The organism is Rhodovulum iodosum, from assembly GCF_041020385.1.
Lineage (GTDB): Bacteria > Pseudomonadota > Alphaproteobacteria > Rhodobacterales > Rhodobacteraceae > Rhodovulum > Rhodovulum iodosum.
The window spans coordinates 77,146-92,865 of record NZ_JBEHHI010000003.1 but is presented as its reverse complement, the minus strand read 5'-3'; the positions used below and the strand labels follow the sequence as shown (position 1 = coordinate 92,865).

At 68.2% G+C, this 15,720-nt stretch carries 15 protein-coding genes; 8 read left to right on the top strand and 7 right to left on the bottom strand.

The features are described from left to right. Positions 1–96 precede the first annotated feature (96 nt). The gene (locus Ga0609869_RS14515) at positions 97–1,110 is read right to left on the bottom strand and encodes a TRAP transporter substrate-binding protein (RefSeq protein WP_125403888.1); all 1,014 of its coding nucleotides are present in this window, start codon (positions 1,108–1,110) and stop codon (positions 97–99) included. Between the two features lie 196 nt (positions 1,111–1,306). Between Ga0609869_RS14515 and Ga0609869_RS14510 the strand changes: the two genes are divergently transcribed. Further along, a complete protein-coding gene (locus Ga0609869_RS14510; protein ID WP_125403887.1) occupies positions 1,307–1,978 on the top strand; it encodes a GntR family transcriptional regulator in 672 nt (223 codons plus the stop codon). A 46-nt stretch (positions 1,979–2,024) separates the two neighbouring features. Continuing rightward, a complete protein-coding gene (locus Ga0609869_RS14505; RefSeq protein WP_125403886.1) occupies positions 2,025–2,870 on the top strand; it encodes a fumarylacetoacetate hydrolase family protein in 846 nt (281 codons plus the stop codon). Between the two features lie 204 nt (positions 2,871–3,074). Here the strand turns inward: Ga0609869_RS14505 and Ga0609869_RS14500 are convergent, their stop codons facing one another. From Ga0609869_RS14500 to Ga0609869_RS14490, 3 genes are read right to left on the bottom strand one after another with little or no spacing between them, the layout of a single operon-like run. Next, complete coding sequence (locus Ga0609869_RS14500) at positions 3,075–3,827, bottom strand: SDR family NAD(P)-dependent oxidoreductase (RefSeq protein WP_125403885.1); 753 nt, start codon at positions 3,825–3,827, stop codon at positions 3,075–3,077. A gap of 11 nt (positions 3,828–3,838) precedes the next feature. Beyond that, positions 3,839–4,888: a transketolase family protein gene (locus Ga0609869_RS14495; RefSeq protein WP_125403884.1), complete on the bottom strand. Its 1,050-nt coding sequence runs from the start codon at positions 4,886–4,888 to the stop codon at positions 3,839–3,841. Next, entirely contained in the window at positions 4,885–5,736 is an 852-nt protein-coding gene (locus Ga0609869_RS14490; protein WP_211336785.1) for a transketolase, read from the bottom strand. Before Ga0609869_RS14490 ends, Ga0609869_RS14495 begins: the two co-directional genes overlap by 4 nt. Before the next feature lie 184 nt (positions 5,737–5,920). Here Ga0609869_RS14490 and Ga0609869_RS14485 point away from each other — a divergent pair, with 184 nt between their 5' ends. The 3 genes from Ga0609869_RS14485 (at position 5,921) to Ga0609869_RS14475 (ending at position 8,675) form a co-directional block, all read left to right on the top strand. Then, positions 5,921–7,261 (top strand): NAD(P)H-dependent oxidoreductase, encoded by a 1,341-nt coding sequence (locus Ga0609869_RS14485; protein WP_125403883.1) that lies wholly within the window; start codon positions 5,921–5,923, stop codon positions 7,259–7,261. A 118-nt stretch (positions 7,262–7,379) separates the two neighbouring features. Continuing rightward, positions 7,380–7,772: a nuclear transport factor 2 family protein gene (locus tag Ga0609869_RS14480; RefSeq protein ID WP_125403882.1), complete on the top strand. Its 393-nt coding sequence runs from the start codon at positions 7,380–7,382 to the stop codon at positions 7,770–7,772. 132 nt (positions 7,773–7,904) lie between these two features. Further along, positions 7,905–8,675, top strand: coding sequence for an HpcH/HpaI aldolase family protein (locus Ga0609869_RS14475; protein WP_125403881.1), 771 nt, complete (start codon positions 7,905–7,907; stop codon positions 8,673–8,675). Positions 8,676–8,678: 3 nt separating this feature from the next. On the opposite strand, the gene Ga0609869_RS14470 is transcribed toward Ga0609869_RS14475, so the two are convergent. Genes Ga0609869_RS14470 through Ga0609869_RS14460 form a run of 3 tightly spaced genes read right to left on the bottom strand, consistent with a single transcriptional unit; the run spans position 8,679 to position 12,153 of the window. After that, positions 8,679–9,527 carry a phosphogluconate dehydrogenase C-terminal domain-containing protein gene (locus Ga0609869_RS14470; RefSeq protein WP_125403880.1) on the bottom strand — a complete coding sequence of 283 codons (849 nt, stop codon included), beginning with the start codon at positions 9,525–9,527 and terminating at the stop codon, positions 8,679–8,681. Between the two features lie 11 nt (positions 9,528–9,538). Then, positions 9,539–10,906: a four-carbon acid sugar kinase family protein gene (locus tag Ga0609869_RS14465; protein WP_245972151.1), complete on the bottom strand. Its 1,368-nt coding sequence runs from the start codon at positions 10,904–10,906 to the stop codon at positions 9,539–9,541. Continuing rightward, complete coding sequence (locus Ga0609869_RS14460; RefSeq protein ID WP_125403879.1) at positions 10,903–12,153, bottom strand: ribulose-bisphosphate carboxylase large subunit family protein; 1,251 nt, start codon at positions 12,151–12,153, stop codon at positions 10,903–10,905. The genes Ga0609869_RS14465 and Ga0609869_RS14460 overlap by 4 nt, the downstream gene beginning before the upstream one ends. A 168-nt stretch (positions 12,154–12,321) precedes the next feature. On the opposite strand from Ga0609869_RS14460, the gene Ga0609869_RS14455 reads away from it, so the two are divergent. The 3 genes from Ga0609869_RS14455 (at position 12,322) to Ga0609869_RS14445 (ending at position 15,719) form a co-directional block, all read left to right on the top strand. Continuing rightward, entirely contained in the window at positions 12,322–13,290 is a 969-nt protein-coding gene (locus Ga0609869_RS14455) for a LysR family transcriptional regulator (protein WP_125403878.1), read from the top strand. 117 nt (positions 13,291–13,407) lie between these two features. Continuing rightward, positions 13,408–13,629, top strand: a complete 222-nt coding sequence (locus Ga0609869_RS14450) for a hypothetical protein (RefSeq protein ID WP_125403877.1) — start codon at positions 13,408–13,410, stop codon at positions 13,627–13,629. Positions 13,630–13,757: 128 nt separating this feature from the next. Then, positions 13,758–15,719 (top strand): transketolase family protein, encoded by a 1,962-nt coding sequence (locus Ga0609869_RS14445; protein ID WP_125403876.1) that lies wholly within the window; start codon positions 13,758–13,760, stop codon positions 15,717–15,719. Position 15,720: the final 1 nt, after the last annotated feature.

The window sequence follows — 15,720 nt, the reverse complement described above, 5'->3', positions numbered from 1 at the left end:
GTCAGCCTCCCCCTACCTTGCCGCAGTTGAAAAAATGGCGAGCCCCGGTAGGGACCCGCCAGAAGCCGTTACAGGCTCGCCATCAGGCCCGAGGGATCAGTTGATCAGACCCAGTTGCTCAAGGTAGGTCTTGTGGCTTTCCAGAAGCGCGGCGGCCTCGGGCGAGCGGGTGCCCCAGTCTTCCCACGCCACCTGGGCGGCGCGACGGAACTCGGCGCGGTCCTCGGACGACCAGTTGTAGAGGGTCACACCCTGTTCCTTGAGCGCGGCCGCCGCTTCGGCGTTGGCCTTCTCGTTATAGAGCGCGATCTGGAAGCTCAGCTTTTGCCAGGCGGTGTCGATGATCCGGCGGTGCTGTTCGCTCAGCCCGTTCCAGACGTCGAGGTTGCACGCCAGATGGTCCGACGGCATCGAGTGGAAACCGGGATAGGTGGCGTGCTTGACGATGTCGTAAAGCCCGAGCCCCACGTTGTTGGCCAGGCCGCTCGCGTCGGCGCCGTCGATGATGCCGGTCTCCAGCGCGGTGAAGATCTCGGTGAAGTCCATCACGATGGGCGAGGCGCCGAGTTCGTCGAAAATCTCGGTCTCCATGCCCGGGGGCGAACGGAATTTCCAGCCTTCAAGGTCTCCGATGCCGGCGATGGGCTTCGACGAGGACAGCGATTCCTGGCCGTAGATCGACCAGCCGATTAGCTGCATGTTCTGCTCGTTGTAGAGCTCTTGCGCAGCGTCGTAGCCGCCGCCGTGGTAGAGCCAGCTATACTGCTGCCAGGGCGTCTCGTAGCCGCCCATGATGTCGCCAACGAACTGGAAGGCGGGGTTCTTGCCGGTCTGGTAGGCGCCGCCGGTGGCATCGCAATCGACGATGCCGTTGATGGCGGCATCGAAGGTTTCGGTGGTGGCCACGACCGAGGACGAATAGAACATCTCGATGGCGATTTCGCCGCCCGACATGGTCTGAACGTCATCGATCCACTGGGCCAGCCGCTGGCCGGTCGGGTGCTCGGTGGCATAATGCGTCTGGATGCGCAGCGTCACGTCCTGCGCCATGGCCGGAACCGCGGCGACAGAGGCCATGGCAGCCGACTTCAAAATCGATCTCAGCTTCATATTACTCCTCCCTTGGGGTCCTATCCCCCGAATGTTTGCGCATCCTCCCTGCGCAAGATGGTATACCATCCTGCCAAGACGCTAGCGAAAGCCACCTCGACAATCAACGGGTTTTGGTATACCAAATTCCGCAAATTGCACGGTGGCACGCCTAAAGATAATTTTTGAACATCGTAACCCGCCGTGAGAGACCCGAATGGCCGACCAGACCCTGCCGGAACAGATAGCCCAGACCCTCCGGCGCGATATCCTGCGCGGGAAACTGGCACCCGGCGAATCGATCAAGGAACGCGACAACGCGGCCGAGATGGGCGTCAGCCGCACCCCGATGCGCGAGGCGATCCGGATCCTGGCCAAGGAGGGGCTGGTGATCCTGCGCCCGTCGCGCAGCCCGATCGTGGCCAATCCCAGCCTTCAGGACATTACCGACAACATCGAGGTGCTGGCCTGTCTCGAACTGAAATCGGCGCAGCTCGCCTGCGAGCGGGCGACCGACGAGGAGCTGACCCGCATCCAGGGCCTCCAGCAGCACATGGAGGCGGTCTATGACACGGTCGAACCGGTCGACGTGTTCGAGATCGACATGCGCTTTCACATCGCCATCGCGCAGGCCTCGCACAACCCGTCGATGGCCGAGACCCACAACGCCTATCTTTCGCGGCTGTGGCGCGCGCGCTACCTGTCGGCCGTGCGCAAACGCTCGCGCGACCGCGTGCTTGCGCAGCACCGCGCCATCGTCGAGGGGTTGCTGGCGCGCGATGCCGCGCAGGTGACGCAGGAAATCGGTAGCCATCTGGAGCATCTGGCGATCAATGTACGGCACCGGTTCGAGGAAGACGGGCTGGTGCCGGAACAGGCGGCGTCCTGAGGGCGGCGCGGAAAACTATGCCGAAACAAGAGGAAAAGGGCGCATCATGAAGTTGTTGCGATATGGCCCGGCCGGGGCCGAAAAGACCGGTATGCTGGATGGTGACGGGCAGGTGCGCGACCTCGGCGCGCATGTGCCGGTGCTGACGGGGGCGGCGCTGACGCCCGAGGCGCTGGACCGGCTGCGCGCGCTCGACCCCGCCGAGTTGCCGCTGGTCGCAGACCCGGGCCGGATCGGCGCCTGCCTCGCCTCGGTGCCGAATTTCTACTGCATCGGCCTGAACTACGCCAAGCACGCCGCCGAAACCGGGGCCGAGCCGCCGAAAGAGCCGATCGTCTTTTCCAAGGCCAGCTCGGCGCTGTCGGGGCCGTTCGACCCGGTCATCATTCCGCGCCAGTCCGAAAAGGCCGACTGGGAGGTGGAACTGGGCGTCGTGATCGGGCGCGAGACGCTCTATGTCTCCGAGGCCGACGCGCTGAGCCATGTCGCGGGCTATTGCGTGATCAACGATGTCTCGGAACGGGCCTTCCAGATCGAGCGGGGCGGCCAATGGATCAAGGGCAAATCGGCCCCCAGCTTCGGGCCCATCGGCCCGTGGCTGGTCACCGCCGACGATGTGGCCGACCCCCAGGCGCTGGCGCTGTCGCTCGACCTCAACGGCACGCGGGTCCAGGACAGCTCGACCGACGACATGATCTTTTCGGTGCGCGAGATCGTCAGTTACATGAGCCGGTTTCTCAAGCTCATGCCGGGCGACATCATCGCCACCGGCACGCCCTCGGGCGTCGGCATGGGGATGAAACCGCAGCGGTTCCTCAGGCCCGGCGACGTGATGGAATTGCGCATCGAGGGGCTGGGCGAGCAACGGCAGGAGGCCGTGGCGGCGGGCTAAGGGGCAACCGCCCGCGGGATCTTCGCGGCCATAAGGCTCGCCGCGCGTCGCGCGGCGACCCGCCGGGGGCTCTGCCCCCGGACCCCCGGGATATTTTCGGCCAGAAGAAGCCAGGGGGCAGGACAGGCGTCGAGGGCCGTGCCGGGTGAAGGGGCACTCGTCCCGCTGACCGAGGGGACGATGCCGCTGCGTCCGCTCTCGCCCTCAGTGGATCAGCGACCCGCCGTTCACGTCCACCTCGGAGCCGGTGACATAGGCCGACAGCGGCGAGGCCAGGAACAGGCAGCAGCCGGCCACGTCCTCGGCCGTGCCGGCGCGCGCCATCGGGATGCCGTCGAGGATCATGGCCATCATCTCGTCGGCCAGTTTTCCGCCGGTGATGTCGGTGGCGATGAAGCCCGGACAGACCGCGTTCGAGCGCACACCGTCGGGCGCCAGTTCCCGCGCCATGGCCTTGGTCAGCCCGAGGATGCCGGCCTTGGCCGCCGAGTAATGCGGCCCGCCGAAGATGCCGCCGCCGCGCTGGGCCGAGACCGACGAGATGTTGACGATAGAGCCTGTCGCACGCTCGCGCATGTGGGGGATCACCGCCTGGCTCATGTAGAGCGTGCCGCGCAGGTTGACGTCGAGCACGGCGTCGTAGTTTTCCGGCTCGATCTGCATCAGCTTCAGCGGCTGGGTGATGCCCGCGTTGTTGACCAGCACGTCGATCTGCCCGAAGGCGTCGAGCACCGCGGCGGTCGCGTCGACGCAGGCCCATTTGTCGGTGACGTTGCAGGCCAGCCCCAGATGCCCCGCGCCGATATCGGCCGCGGCGGCCTTGGCCTGGCCCTCGTCGAGGTCGAGAATGGCCACCCGCGCGCCGTGTTCGGCGAACATCCTTGCGGTGGCCTTGCCCAGCCCGCGCGGCGACGCGGCGCCGGTGACGATCGCGGTCTTGCCGTCCAGCAATTTCATCTTGGGCTCCTTCAAAGCCAGGACTTGACCGACGCCGAGATCGCGTCGACCGACAGCCCGTATTGGTGGTGCAGCGTCGGCAGGGCGCCGGCGTCCAGGAATTCGTCGGGCAAGCCGACCTGGCGGAACGGCACATGCACGCCCGCGCGCATCAGCGCCCCGGCCACGGCCTCGCCCAGCCCGCCGATGACGGTGTGGTTTTCGGCGGTCACGACCAGCCGGCCCGATTTCGCGGCTTCGGCGGCGATGGTCTCGACGTCCAGCGGCTTGATCGTGGGCACGTGCAGCACGGCGCAATCGACGTCGTCGGCGGCCAGCCGCTCGGCCGCGTCCAGAACCCGCATCGTCATGAAGCCCGACGAGACGAACAGCACGTCGCGCCCGTCGCGGATCGTCTGCGCCTTGCCCAGCTTGAACTTGTAGCCGTAACGCCCTAGCACATCAGGTACTTTCCCGCGTAGAAGGCGCATGTAGACTGGCCCGGGATGCGCCGCGATGGCATGGGTGGCCTGCGCCGTCTCGACCGCGTCGCAGGGGTCGACGACGGTCAGGTTGGGCATCCCGCGAAAGATCGCCAGATCCTCGGTCGCCTGGTGGCTGGGGCCGTAGCCCGTGGTCAGCCCCGGCAGGGCGCAGACGATCTTGACGGGCAGGTTTTCCTCGGCAATCGCCATGGCGATGAAGTCGTAGGCCCGGCGCGAGGCGAAGACGGCGTAGGTGGTGGCAAAGGGCGTGAACCCCTCGCGCGCCAGACCAGCGGCGGCGGAGATCATCACCTGTTCGGCCATGCCCATCTGGTAGAAGCGGTCGGGGTAGGCGTTGGCGAAAACATGCATGTCGGTGTATTTCGACAGGTCCGCCGACAGCCCGACGATATCGTCGCGCGCTGCCGCCAGTTCGCGCAGGGCGTGGCCGAAGGGGGCGGCGACGGTCTCGCGCCCCTCGGCGTCCAGCGATGCGATCATCGCCGAGGTGCGCGCGCCGCCAGCGCCGGGGGCAACACGCGGGGTGTATTTCGACTTGCGCCTCGAATGGGCGCCGAAAGGGGGCTCGTGGGTCATTCGGGCTTCTCCGCGTCGAGGATGGCCAGCGCCTTGGTCCATTCATCGGGTTCGACCCGGATGAAATGGGTTTTCTCGCGCGCTTCGAGGAAGGGGATGCCCTTGCACATCCGGGTGTTGCAGATGATGACGCGCGGCTCGGGGCCGGCATGGGCGCGCGCCGCGTCGAAGGCGGCGACCAGCGCGTTCAGGTCGTTGCCGTCGATCTCTTGCGCGTACCAGCCGAAGGCGGCCCATTTCGCCGCCTCGGGGGTGCGGGCCAGTGCCTCGCGGGTCGGGCCGTCGGCCTGCTGGTTGTTGAAATCGACCACCGCGATGAGGTTGTCGAGCTTCCACTGCACGGCGGACATCACCGCCTCCCAGGTCGAGCCCTCGCCAAGCTCGCCATCGGACAGCAGGTTGTAGAGGAAGGCGGGGTTTTGCTTGCGCTTCAGCCCCAGCGCGGCCCCCACGGCGATGCCGAGGCCATGGCCCAGCGAGCCGCCGGTGATCTCCATCCCCGGCGTGTAGGACGCCATGCCCGACATCGGCAGGCGGGAGTCGTCCATGCCGTAGGTGGCGATCTCGTCGTCGGGCAGGATGCCGGCCTCGATCATCGCCGCGTAAAGCGCGATCGCGTAATGCCCGATGGAAAGGTAAAAGCGGTCGCGCCCCTCCCACTCGGGCTCGCCGGGGCGGTAGCGCATGGCGTGGAAATGGGTGACGGCAAGCAGGTCGGCCGCGCCGAGCGCCTGGCCGATATAGCCCTGGCCCTGCACCTCACCCATCAACAGCGCGTTGCGGCGGATCGCCCAGGCGCGTCGCGCGAGGCTCACGTTCGATCCGGCCTTGGCGGGGTCTGCTGTCACGGAATCCTCCCTGGTGCGCGTTGAATGACAGGGTGCATCAGTCGCGCGGGACGGCCCCGTATAGCAATCTCGAAATCTTAAGGCGTTCGTTAGAAAAACTTCAGACCCTGGTGCCAGAAAGCGATGGTTGCGGCCCGCCGCGCGTGTCTATCCTGCGCCGAATACGCGAAAAGGAGGGGCGGGCATGAACCTGTCGACGATGCTGGCGATACGGGCGGCCGAGGGGCGCCCGGTGCGGGTGGGGCTGATCGGGGCGGGCAAGTTCGGCTCGATGATCCTGGCGCAGGCGAAATTCATCGCCGGGCTGCACGTGGTCGGCATTGCCGATCTCGATCTGGCCAAGGCGCGCGGCGCGCTCTCACGGGTCGGCTGGGGGGAAGAGCGGTTCGGCGCGCCCTCGTTCGCAGCGGCGATGGAGGCGGGCACCACGCACCTGACCGAGGATGCCCGCGCGCTTTGCGCCGCGGAGGGGATCGAGTGCATCATCGAGGCCACGGGCCACCCCATCGCGGGGCTGCGCCATGCCATGGCCGCCATCGACGCGGGCAAGCATGTGGTGATGGTCAATGTCGAGGCCGACGTGCTGTGCGGCGCGCACCTGGCCGAGCGGGCCCGGCAACAGGGCGTGGTCTATTCCATGGCCTATGGCGACCAGCCCGGCGCGATCTGCGAACTGGTGGACTGGGTCCATTCCTGCGGTTTCGAACTGGTGGCCGCCGGAAAGGGCATGAATTTCGCGCCGCCCTACCGTTATTCGACGCCCGACACGGTCTGGAGCTTTTTCGGCTGGACCGACGAAGAGGTCGCCGCGGGCGATTTCAACCCGAAAATGTACAACTCCTTCACCGACGGCACCAAGGCCGCGATCGAGATGGCGGCGGTGGCCAATGCGACCGGGCTCGATTGCCCCGATGACGGGCTGGCCTTCTACCCCTCGGGGTTGCAGGACCTGGCCGAGGTCTTCAAGCCCGAGTCCGAGGGCGGGCGGCTGCCGAAGGCCGGGCTGGTGGATATCGCCGCCAGCCGCGAACCCGACGGGCGCGTGGTGCTGAACAACATCCAGTACGGCATGTTCGTCACCTTCCGCGCGCCGGACGACTATACCCGCGCCTGTTTCCAGCAATACGGGCTCTTGACCGACAAGTCGGGCTGGTACGGCTCGATGTGGCGGCCGTTTCACCTGATCGGGCTGGAAACCAGCGTGTCGGTGCTGTCGGCGGTGCTGCGCGGCGAGGCCACAGGGTCGTCCACCCGCTATCGGGCCGACGCGGTGGCGACCTCCAAGGGCGATTTCGCGGCGGGCGAATATCTCGACGGCGAGGGCGGTTTCAAGGTCTGGGCCAAGGCGATCCCGGCCACGCAGTCGATGCAGCGCAACGCCCTGCCCATCGGGCTTGCCCATCACGTGAAGCTGAAAAAGCCCATCGTCCGCGACCAGGTGGTCAGCTTCGACGATGTCGAGATCACCGAAGACCTCGACATCGTGGCGATGCGCGACGAGCAGAAGCGGCTGCTGGACGGCTAGGGCAGGGGGCGCCGCGGCCCGGCCCGCGCGTTCGACGCCCGGACAGGCGGAGGAGTTGGACAGGTTTGCCGCATCGTGGCAGGCTGGCCGCAAGGGACTGGTCGAAAAGGGGTGGGAGATGATCGATCCGCAAGGCGTTGCCCGGATGGCCGCGGACTACACCGCGGCATGGAATTCGAAATCGCCCGAGGCGGTGGCCTCGTTTTTCGCCGAGGATGGCGGCATCGTCATCAATAGGGGCGACCCGTGGTCGGGGCGCGCGCGGGTCCGCGACATGGCGGCCGGGTTCTACGCCGATGTGCCTGACCTCAGCCTGACATGCGACGATATCCGCTGCTCGGGAAACCATGCGGTTTATGTCTGGACATTCACCGGGCACGACGCAAAGACCGGCAACCCGCTGACCGTGCGGGGCTGGGAAGAGTGGGAGCTCGACGACGATCTCAAGGTCGTGGCCTCGCGCGGCTGGTTCGATGCCGACGAATACGCGCGGCAGGCCGAGGGGCGATAGCGCAGCGCGCCGCAAGAGCGCGCGCTGCGCCCATCGGCCGGGCAGCGCGCCCGAGCCGCGGCCTGAAACGGGTGAGGCGTTTGCCGGGGCCTTGGGGCCGACACGCCGCTCACGTCAACAAGGAGACCGACAATGCGCCCGAACCGACTGCGCGAGATCTGGGGGACCGGCAAGGCCGCGATCAACGGCTGGCTGGCGATTCCCAGCGGGTTTTCGGCCGAGACCATGGCCCATCAGGGCTGGGATTCGCTGACCGTCGATCTGCAGCACGGGGTGGTCGACTACCAGGCCGCCGTGGCGATGTTCCAGGCGATCTCGACCACCGACACCGTGCCCATGGCCCGCGTGCCCTGGCTCGACCCCGGCATCATGATGAAGGTGCTGGACGCGGGCGCCTACGCGGTGATCTGCCCGATGGTCAACAGCGCCGAGGATGCCGAACTCCTGGTCAAATCGACCAAGTACCCGCCCTTGGGCGGTCGCAGCTTCGGTCCGATCCGCGGGCTGCTTTATGGCGGGGCCGATTACCCCGAACATGCCAATGACACCGTGGTCGGCTTTGCCATGATCGAGACCCGCGCGGGGCTCGACAACCTCGAGGACATCCTTTCGGTGCCGGGGCTCGACGCGGTCTATATCGGCCCTTCGGACCTGTCGCTGGCGCTGGGCTGCCGGCCCACCTTCGACGATGTCGATCCGCCGGTCGCCGAGGCCATCGATTTCATCCTCGCCAAGGCCAAGGAGCATGGCAAGATCGCGGGCATCCACAACGGCACGCCCGAGGCCGCGCTCAGGCGCATCGAAAAGGGCTTTCGCTTCGTCACCATCTCATCGGATGCGCGGCTGATGGCGGCCGGCGCCCGCACGGTGGTGGGCACCATGCGGGCCGGAACCAGCACCTGAGGCTCAGCCCGGCGACGGCGCGCAGATATCGGCGACCGATTTCTTCACCGCGTCGAGGTTGAACACCTCATCCAGCCAGTCGTCCTTGAAGATCACCGATTTGGCGTTGTCGATGGCCAGAAGGGCGCCGTCCGAGAACTTGCCCTCGGGGAAGATGCCGAAGGCGATGGCCAGTTCGATCTTCAGATGCCCCAGGATGAAATCGTGCGCCGCGGCCTCGGGCACGCCCATGGCGACCGCCCGGTCGGTGGCCTCGCGCAGCGCCAGCGAGAACGTGGCGCCCACGGTTTCCGACAGCGCCGGTTCCAGCACCGCGATGTCCTGCAGCGTGCAGCGGTGCGAGCGGGCCACGGGGCCGTAGATGATCTTGGCCACCTCCTCGCACATCTCGTAATGCTCTTCCGGCCCCTGGATCAGCGCGCAGACGATGCCCTGCTCACCTGCGATGCCGCCGAAATAATCCTTCTGCGCCTCGACGTCGGGCGTCACCTCGAAGATGTTGGGGTGGCAGGGATGGCTGCAGAAATAGGTGACGTCGTCGCGCTTCGGCATCTCGCCGGCATAGGGCGCGGCGGCGTCGAGCACCACCAGCGCGGCCCCCGGTTTGACCTTTTCGATAAAGCTGTGGGCGATCTTGCCGATCATCCGGTCGGGCACCGCCATGACGATGACGTCGCTGTCGGCCAGCGCGTTGTCGGCATCGACCGTGTCGACGCCCACCTCCCGCTTGAGCCGCGCGCGGCCTTCCTGGGATATCTCCACATGGTCCACCTCGAAGCGCGAGCTTTTGAGGTTCTGCGCCAGCCGCACACCCATCTTGCCGCCCGCACCGAGCAACGCGATTTTCGTCATCTCTCCCTCCTTCAGGCGGTCCCGCCGCCGCGTTTGATCCAGCCGAAAAAGTCCCGGCTTCCCATCTGTCCGCCTTTCAGCGCCAGTTGCAGCCCGTCGAGGGCGGCATCGTCCGACCATGCGCGCATCAGCGCCGCGCCCGGTATCGTGGGCGCCAGCGCCGTGAGCGCGTAGAAATCCAGTGTCCGTGCGGCAAAGCCCGAGGTGTCGCCGCCCGAGATCACCGCGCGGGTCAGCCCGGTTTCCGCCAGCAGGTGACGCAGGATGCGCCCCAGCGCCGACCCGATCCGCCCGTTGGCGGTGTCCGGCGCGATGCCCGCGGCCTGGCAGGCCTCTCGCATCCGCGCCACGCCGGGGTCCTCTGGCCCGCGGGCCGAATGGATCAGCGCGTCGCGCCCCTCGGAAAGCGCCTGGCGCGCGGCGGCCAGCGCGGCTGCCTCGGCGCCGGCGTCGCCGCACGCCACCGCCGCCGCGTCGAGCGCGATGCCGGCAAAGCCGTTGGCCTCGGCCCAGTCGATCTGCGCCGCGGTGACCGGCGAGACCGAGCCCGAGACGGCGACCATTTGATCCACTGGCCCCGCGCCTGCGGTGCGGTCTATCCGCGGCATCAGCCCGGCCTGCCGCCAGTGTTCGACCAGCGCATACTCCACCCCCTGCGAGCCGACCGCAAAGATCGGCGCGTCGCGCCCTTCCCAGATCAGCGCGCCGCAGGCGGCCATGTCGGCCATGGTCATAGCGTCGAGCGCGATCACCTCTGCGCCGCGGTCGATTTCGCGCCTCAGCGCGGCCCGCGGATCGCCCGCCAGGTCTTCGAGGTCGATCAGCCCCATTGCCTTGGCCGTCTGGCGTGCCAGGTGCCGGCCCACGTCGGATTCATCCATCGGGGTCACCGGGTGGCGCGCCATGACCGGGTGCCGGTCGAGACGGAACACGCCCTCGGGCGCGCCGGCGAAAAGGTGCCCGAAACACTGGTAGCGCCGCATGTTGGGCGCGGCCACCAGGCAGGGCACCCAAGGGCCGGGCACGATGCCGGTGCCGATGTCGATGGCCCGCCCGATCGAGCCTGTCTCGGGCGCGGAATCGAGTGTCGAGCAGATTTTGTAATGTACCACCGGCGCGCCGGTTTCGGCGAGAAAGCGAAAGGCCGGGGGCAGGTGGGCCTCCATCCAGCCGGGCGCGTGGGTGCGCGCGGTGCTGGCGATGCCCACCGCGCGCGCGGCGGGAAACCGGGCCACCTGGTGCGGCAGCGGCAGATCGAGGAACAGCACCGCCGGCAGGCCGGCGAATTCCAGCGCCTCCATCACCGCCGCCGAGCCGGTGAAATCGTCGCCGTACCAGCCCAGCAGCACCCCCCCTGGCAGCCCGCTTTCGGTCGTCAAGCGTAGGTCTCCAGCGCGCGGGCCAGTGCCGGGTGGGTGCGGGCGTAGTCGCTGGCCGCGATCCCGGCCATGGCGGCGTCCCAGGCGTCGCGCAGGCTTTGCACGCCCGCAGCTGGCCCGTCCGGGTGCCCCATGATCCCGCCGCCTGCCGCATAGATGCAATCGGCGCTGCCGAGGCGGCGATAGGTTTCGGGCGGCTGCACCGCCGACTGCCCCGAGGAAAAGACCGGCATCGGGATGCAGGGTTTGTCGGGGAACAGGGGGTCCATCAGCGCGCGCGCCGAGGCGATCACCGAGGCGTCGGGTTCGCTGAACTTGTTGCCCAGCCCGTTGACATGCATGTGGTCGGCCCCGGCCAGGCGCCAGAGTTTCGACCAGGCGGGGTAGGACCAGCCCAGCATCGGCGCGCGCGACAGCGCGCCCCAGCCGTTGCGGTGGGCGTGGATCGGCAACTCGGAATGGCGCGCGAGCGCCAGCAGGCCCGTCAGCCCCACCGAATTGAGGCTGGCCATCACGCAGGTTCCGCCAAGATCGCGCACCAGGTCGTGCCGGCGGCGCATGTCATCGACCTCGCCGGTCAGGTTGAAGGCATACATCGCCTTCTTGCCGGTCCACTCGGCGTGATCGTTCAACACGCGCATGACCGCGCGCACGCGGTCCTCGAAGCGGCAGGCGGGGCCGTCGGCCTGCAGCTCGTCATCCTTGACGAAGTCGATGCCCGCACCCGCCAGGGTGCCCGCCAGCGCCGCCGTGTCCTCGGGCGAGAGGCCCACGCTGGGCTTGATGATGGTGCCGATCAGCGGGCCCTCCGCCACGCCCGCCAGCCGCCTTGTGCCCGCGATGCCGAACCGGGGGCCGGGGCCGGCGGCGGCAAAGGCGCCGGGCAGGCGGATATCCTCCAGCCGGAGGCCGGAAAACGGGCGTAGCTCGAAAAGGTTGCCGGCGACGGTGGCCATCAGGTTGGGCAGGTCGGGGCCGATATTTTCGAAGGGCCAGGACAGCGTGACCGCCGCGCGCGTATAGCCTGTGCCCCGATCGGGCATGGCGCAGGGCAGCGAGGGCGCGGCAACGGTGCCCAGAACCTCTAGCCGCTCGACCCGCGCCGCGGCGCGCTGCAACAGGGCGTCCGTTTCGCCCGGCAGCTTGACGAAGGTGCCCGACGATTGCTCGCCGGCCATCACCTCGGCCGCGCGGGCCGGGTCGTCCGGGGTCTCGATCAGATAGTCGGCCTCAATGCGCGCGTTCATCGTTGCGGTCTCGGATATTGCGGATCGGGCGACGGTCCCACGGGGATCGGCCACCGGTCAATCAATTAACGTAAAAGGGTTGTTTAGCAGAGCTTCACAAAAAAACTGTCTTTGGCTAACCTGCGGGATGCGCCGAAGCAAAAAAGCGCCGCTTTACCAAGGGGTTTCATGCGCGACATCAATCTCAAGGCGACCGAGTATTTCGAGGCCGTGGCGCGGCTTGGCACCGTGACCAAGGCAGCCGCCGAGCTGGGCGTGTCGCCCTCGGCGGTCAGCCAGCAGATCCGCCTTCTGGAAGGCCAGTTCGGCGTGAAACTCTTCCGCCGCGAAAAGCGCCGCCTGGTGCTGACGCTCGACGGCGACCGGCTGTTCCAGACCACGGCCCACGCATTCGGTGCGCTACGCAACGCCCGCAGCGCGATCGGCCGCCAGCGCGACATGCGCGGCCTCACGATCCGCGTCAGCCCCAGCTTCGGCGTGCGCTGGCTGGGTCCGCGCGTGGCGCGCTTTGCCGCCGACAACCCCGACTGGGCGATCCGCATCGACGCCACGCCCGATGTCACCTCGTTCGAGACCGAGGCGGTCGATTGCGACCTGCGCTACGGACATGGCGATTGGGCCGGCCTGACGGTGGATTGCCTGATGAGCGACCTGGTGATGCCGATGTGCAGCCCGGCCTATCTGGACCGGCTGCGCCGCCAGGGCGGCGACCTGGCGACGCAGCTGGAATCGGCCCGCCTCATCGACAGCGTCAAATCGCTTTACCGCTGGGATCTGTGGCTGGCCTCGAACCGGATCGAGCTGAAAGAGCTGGTCTACCCGTTCCGCTTCGACCGCTCGTCGATGTCGATCGAGATGGCCAAGCAATCGGGCGGCGTGGCGCTCGACAGTGCCACGCTGTGCCTGCCCGAACTCGCCCGCGGCGACCTGGTGCCGCTGAGCCTTGCCTGCCCGGTGGTCGAGTTTCCCGCCTACTGGTTCGTCTGTCCGACCCGGCATCTCAACCGCCGCATCGTCAGCCGCTTTTCCGGCTGGGTCGCGCACGAGGCCAAGGAATGCGAGGCCGAGGCCCGCGCGCTGCTTTCCGGGCTCGGCTGCGGGTTCGTCGCCGGGCGTGTGGGGCCCGAGGGCGTGTAGTGCCGCGCGGGCACGGTTCGCCCGAAACGTGCGCCCGGAGCGCTTTGGAGGCTGACAGCGCCGCCTGCATCCGCTTTGATGCGCGGAACCCGTCCCAGAAGTCGCCCGAGGCCCCGCATGAAGGAACATGTTCCGCGCAAGAAGCAGATGCCCCATATCAAGCGGCGCTGCCACCGCTGCCGCGGCACCGGCCGCGAACCCTGCCAGGTGTGCGGCGGCAAGGGTCAGGTCATGAAAGGCACGGACATGCGCGGGCATCCGCAATGGGGCACCTGCGACGGCTGCATGGGGCTGAAGACGAAACGCTGCGCGGCCTGCGGCGGCGAAGGGTTCGCCTGAGGGGCGGTGGACCCTCGGTGAAGGAATCCGCCGTATCTTTTTAGGAGAACTTCAAAGGTTTTGCCCGCGAAACCGGGTACCCCTCGGAAAGGCCGCGCACCCGCGGCGCGAAAGAGGGAGGGCGACCCATGGCCGATATCCAGGCGATGGCCCATGCAATCCGGTTTCTGGCCATCGATTCCATTCTCAAGGCCGGCGAGGGCCACCAGGGCGTGCCGCTGGGCATGGCCGAGATCGCGGCCACGCTTTATGCCCGCCACCTCAAGGCCGACCCCAAGGATCCGCTCTGGCCCGACCGCGACCGTGTGGTGCTGTCGAACGGCCACGGCTCGATGCTGCTTTACGCGCTTTTGCACCTGTCGGGCCATGACGCGGTGCCGCTCGACGGGCTCAAGACCTTTCGCAGGCTGGGCTCGGTTTGCGCCGGGCATCCCGAGATCGAGCAGGAGGCGGGTGTCGAGATCACCACGGGCCTGCTGGGCCAGGGCATCGCCTGCGCGGTGGGCATGGCGGTGGCCGAGGCGCGGCTGGAGGCCGAATTCGGCCCCGATCTGGTCGACCACCGGACCTGGGCCTTCGTCGGCGACGGCTGCCTGCAAGAGGGCGTGGGCCAGGAGGCGATCTCGCTGGCCGGGCATCTGCGGCTGGGCAAGCTGACCTTCCTGTGGGACGACAACCACATCACCGATGACGGCGACACGCTGCTGTCGATCAGCGAGGACGTGCCGGCGCGCTTTCGCGCTGCGGGCTGGCACGTCCAGGGCGTCGACGGGCACGACATCGCCGCCATCGACGCGGCGCTGGAGGCCGCCAGGGCCGATCCGCGCCCCTCGCTCGTCGCCTGCCGCACGACCATTGCGCGCGGCATTCCGCGGCTCGAGGGCCAGCGCGGCGGTCATAGCGCGCCGCTGACGCCAGACGACCGCGACGCGGCTGCCGCGGTGCTGGACTGGCCCCACCCGCCCTTCGCGGTGCCCGAGGCGATCCGCGCGGATTGGGCGGCGGCGATGGAGCGGGGGCAAACGGCCCATGCTACTTGGCAAGACCGGCACGCAAATCACTGGCAGGCCGCCGAATTCGCCCGCTGGACCGAGGGCCGCCTGCCCGCGGACTGGCCCGTCCGCGCCGCCGAGCTGCGCCAGGCCGCATCGCCCGCGCCGCGCGGCACCATCCTTGCCTCGGGCGATGCCTGCGATGCGCTGGGCGGCGTTCTGCCCGAGATGGTCGTGCTCTGCGCCGATCTTGAGGCGCCGACCAACCACAAGCGCGGCCGCCACGCCTTTACCGCCCAGGACCGGAGCGGCAGCTACGTCCATTGCGGGGTGCGCGAGCATCTGATGGGGGCGATGACCTGCGGCATCGCCGCCCATGGCGGGCTGCGGCCGGTCAACGTGACCTACCTGGCCTTTGCCGATTACGAGCGTCCGGCGATGCGCATGGCCGCGCTGATGGGGCTGCCGGGGCTGTTCGTCTTCAGCCACGATTCCATCGGGGTGGGCAGCAACGGGCCCACCCATCAGCCGGTGGAAATCCTGGCAAGCTTTCGCGCGATGCCCAACATGCGCGTCTTCCGCCCGGCCGACGCGATCGAAACCGCCGAGGCCTGGCAGATCGCGATGGAAGAACGGCACTCGCCCAGCCTGTTCGCGCTGTCGCGGCAGGACGCGCCGCCGGTGCGCCGCGAGGCGGGCGAGAACCTCAGCCGCCTTGGTGCCTATGTGCTGGCAGAGGCCGAGGGGCCGCGCGCGCTGACGCTGCTGGCCACGGGCACCGAGGTTGCGCTGGCGATGGACGCCCGCGCTGCGCTGCAGGCCGAGGGCATGCCCACCGCCGTGGTCTCGATGCCCTGCTGGGAGCTGTTCTGCGACCAGGACGCAGATTACCGGGACGCGGTGCTGGGCACGGCGCCCCGGATCGGGGTCGAGGCGGCGATGGAATTCGGCTGGTCGCGCTGGCTGCGCGCCGGCGACCGGTTCGTCGGCATGGAGGGTTTCGGCGCCTCGGACAAGGCCGAGACGCTTTACCGCCATTTCGGCATCACGCCGGAGCGCGTCGTCGAGATCGGCCGCGATCTGGCCACGGCCGGGTAGC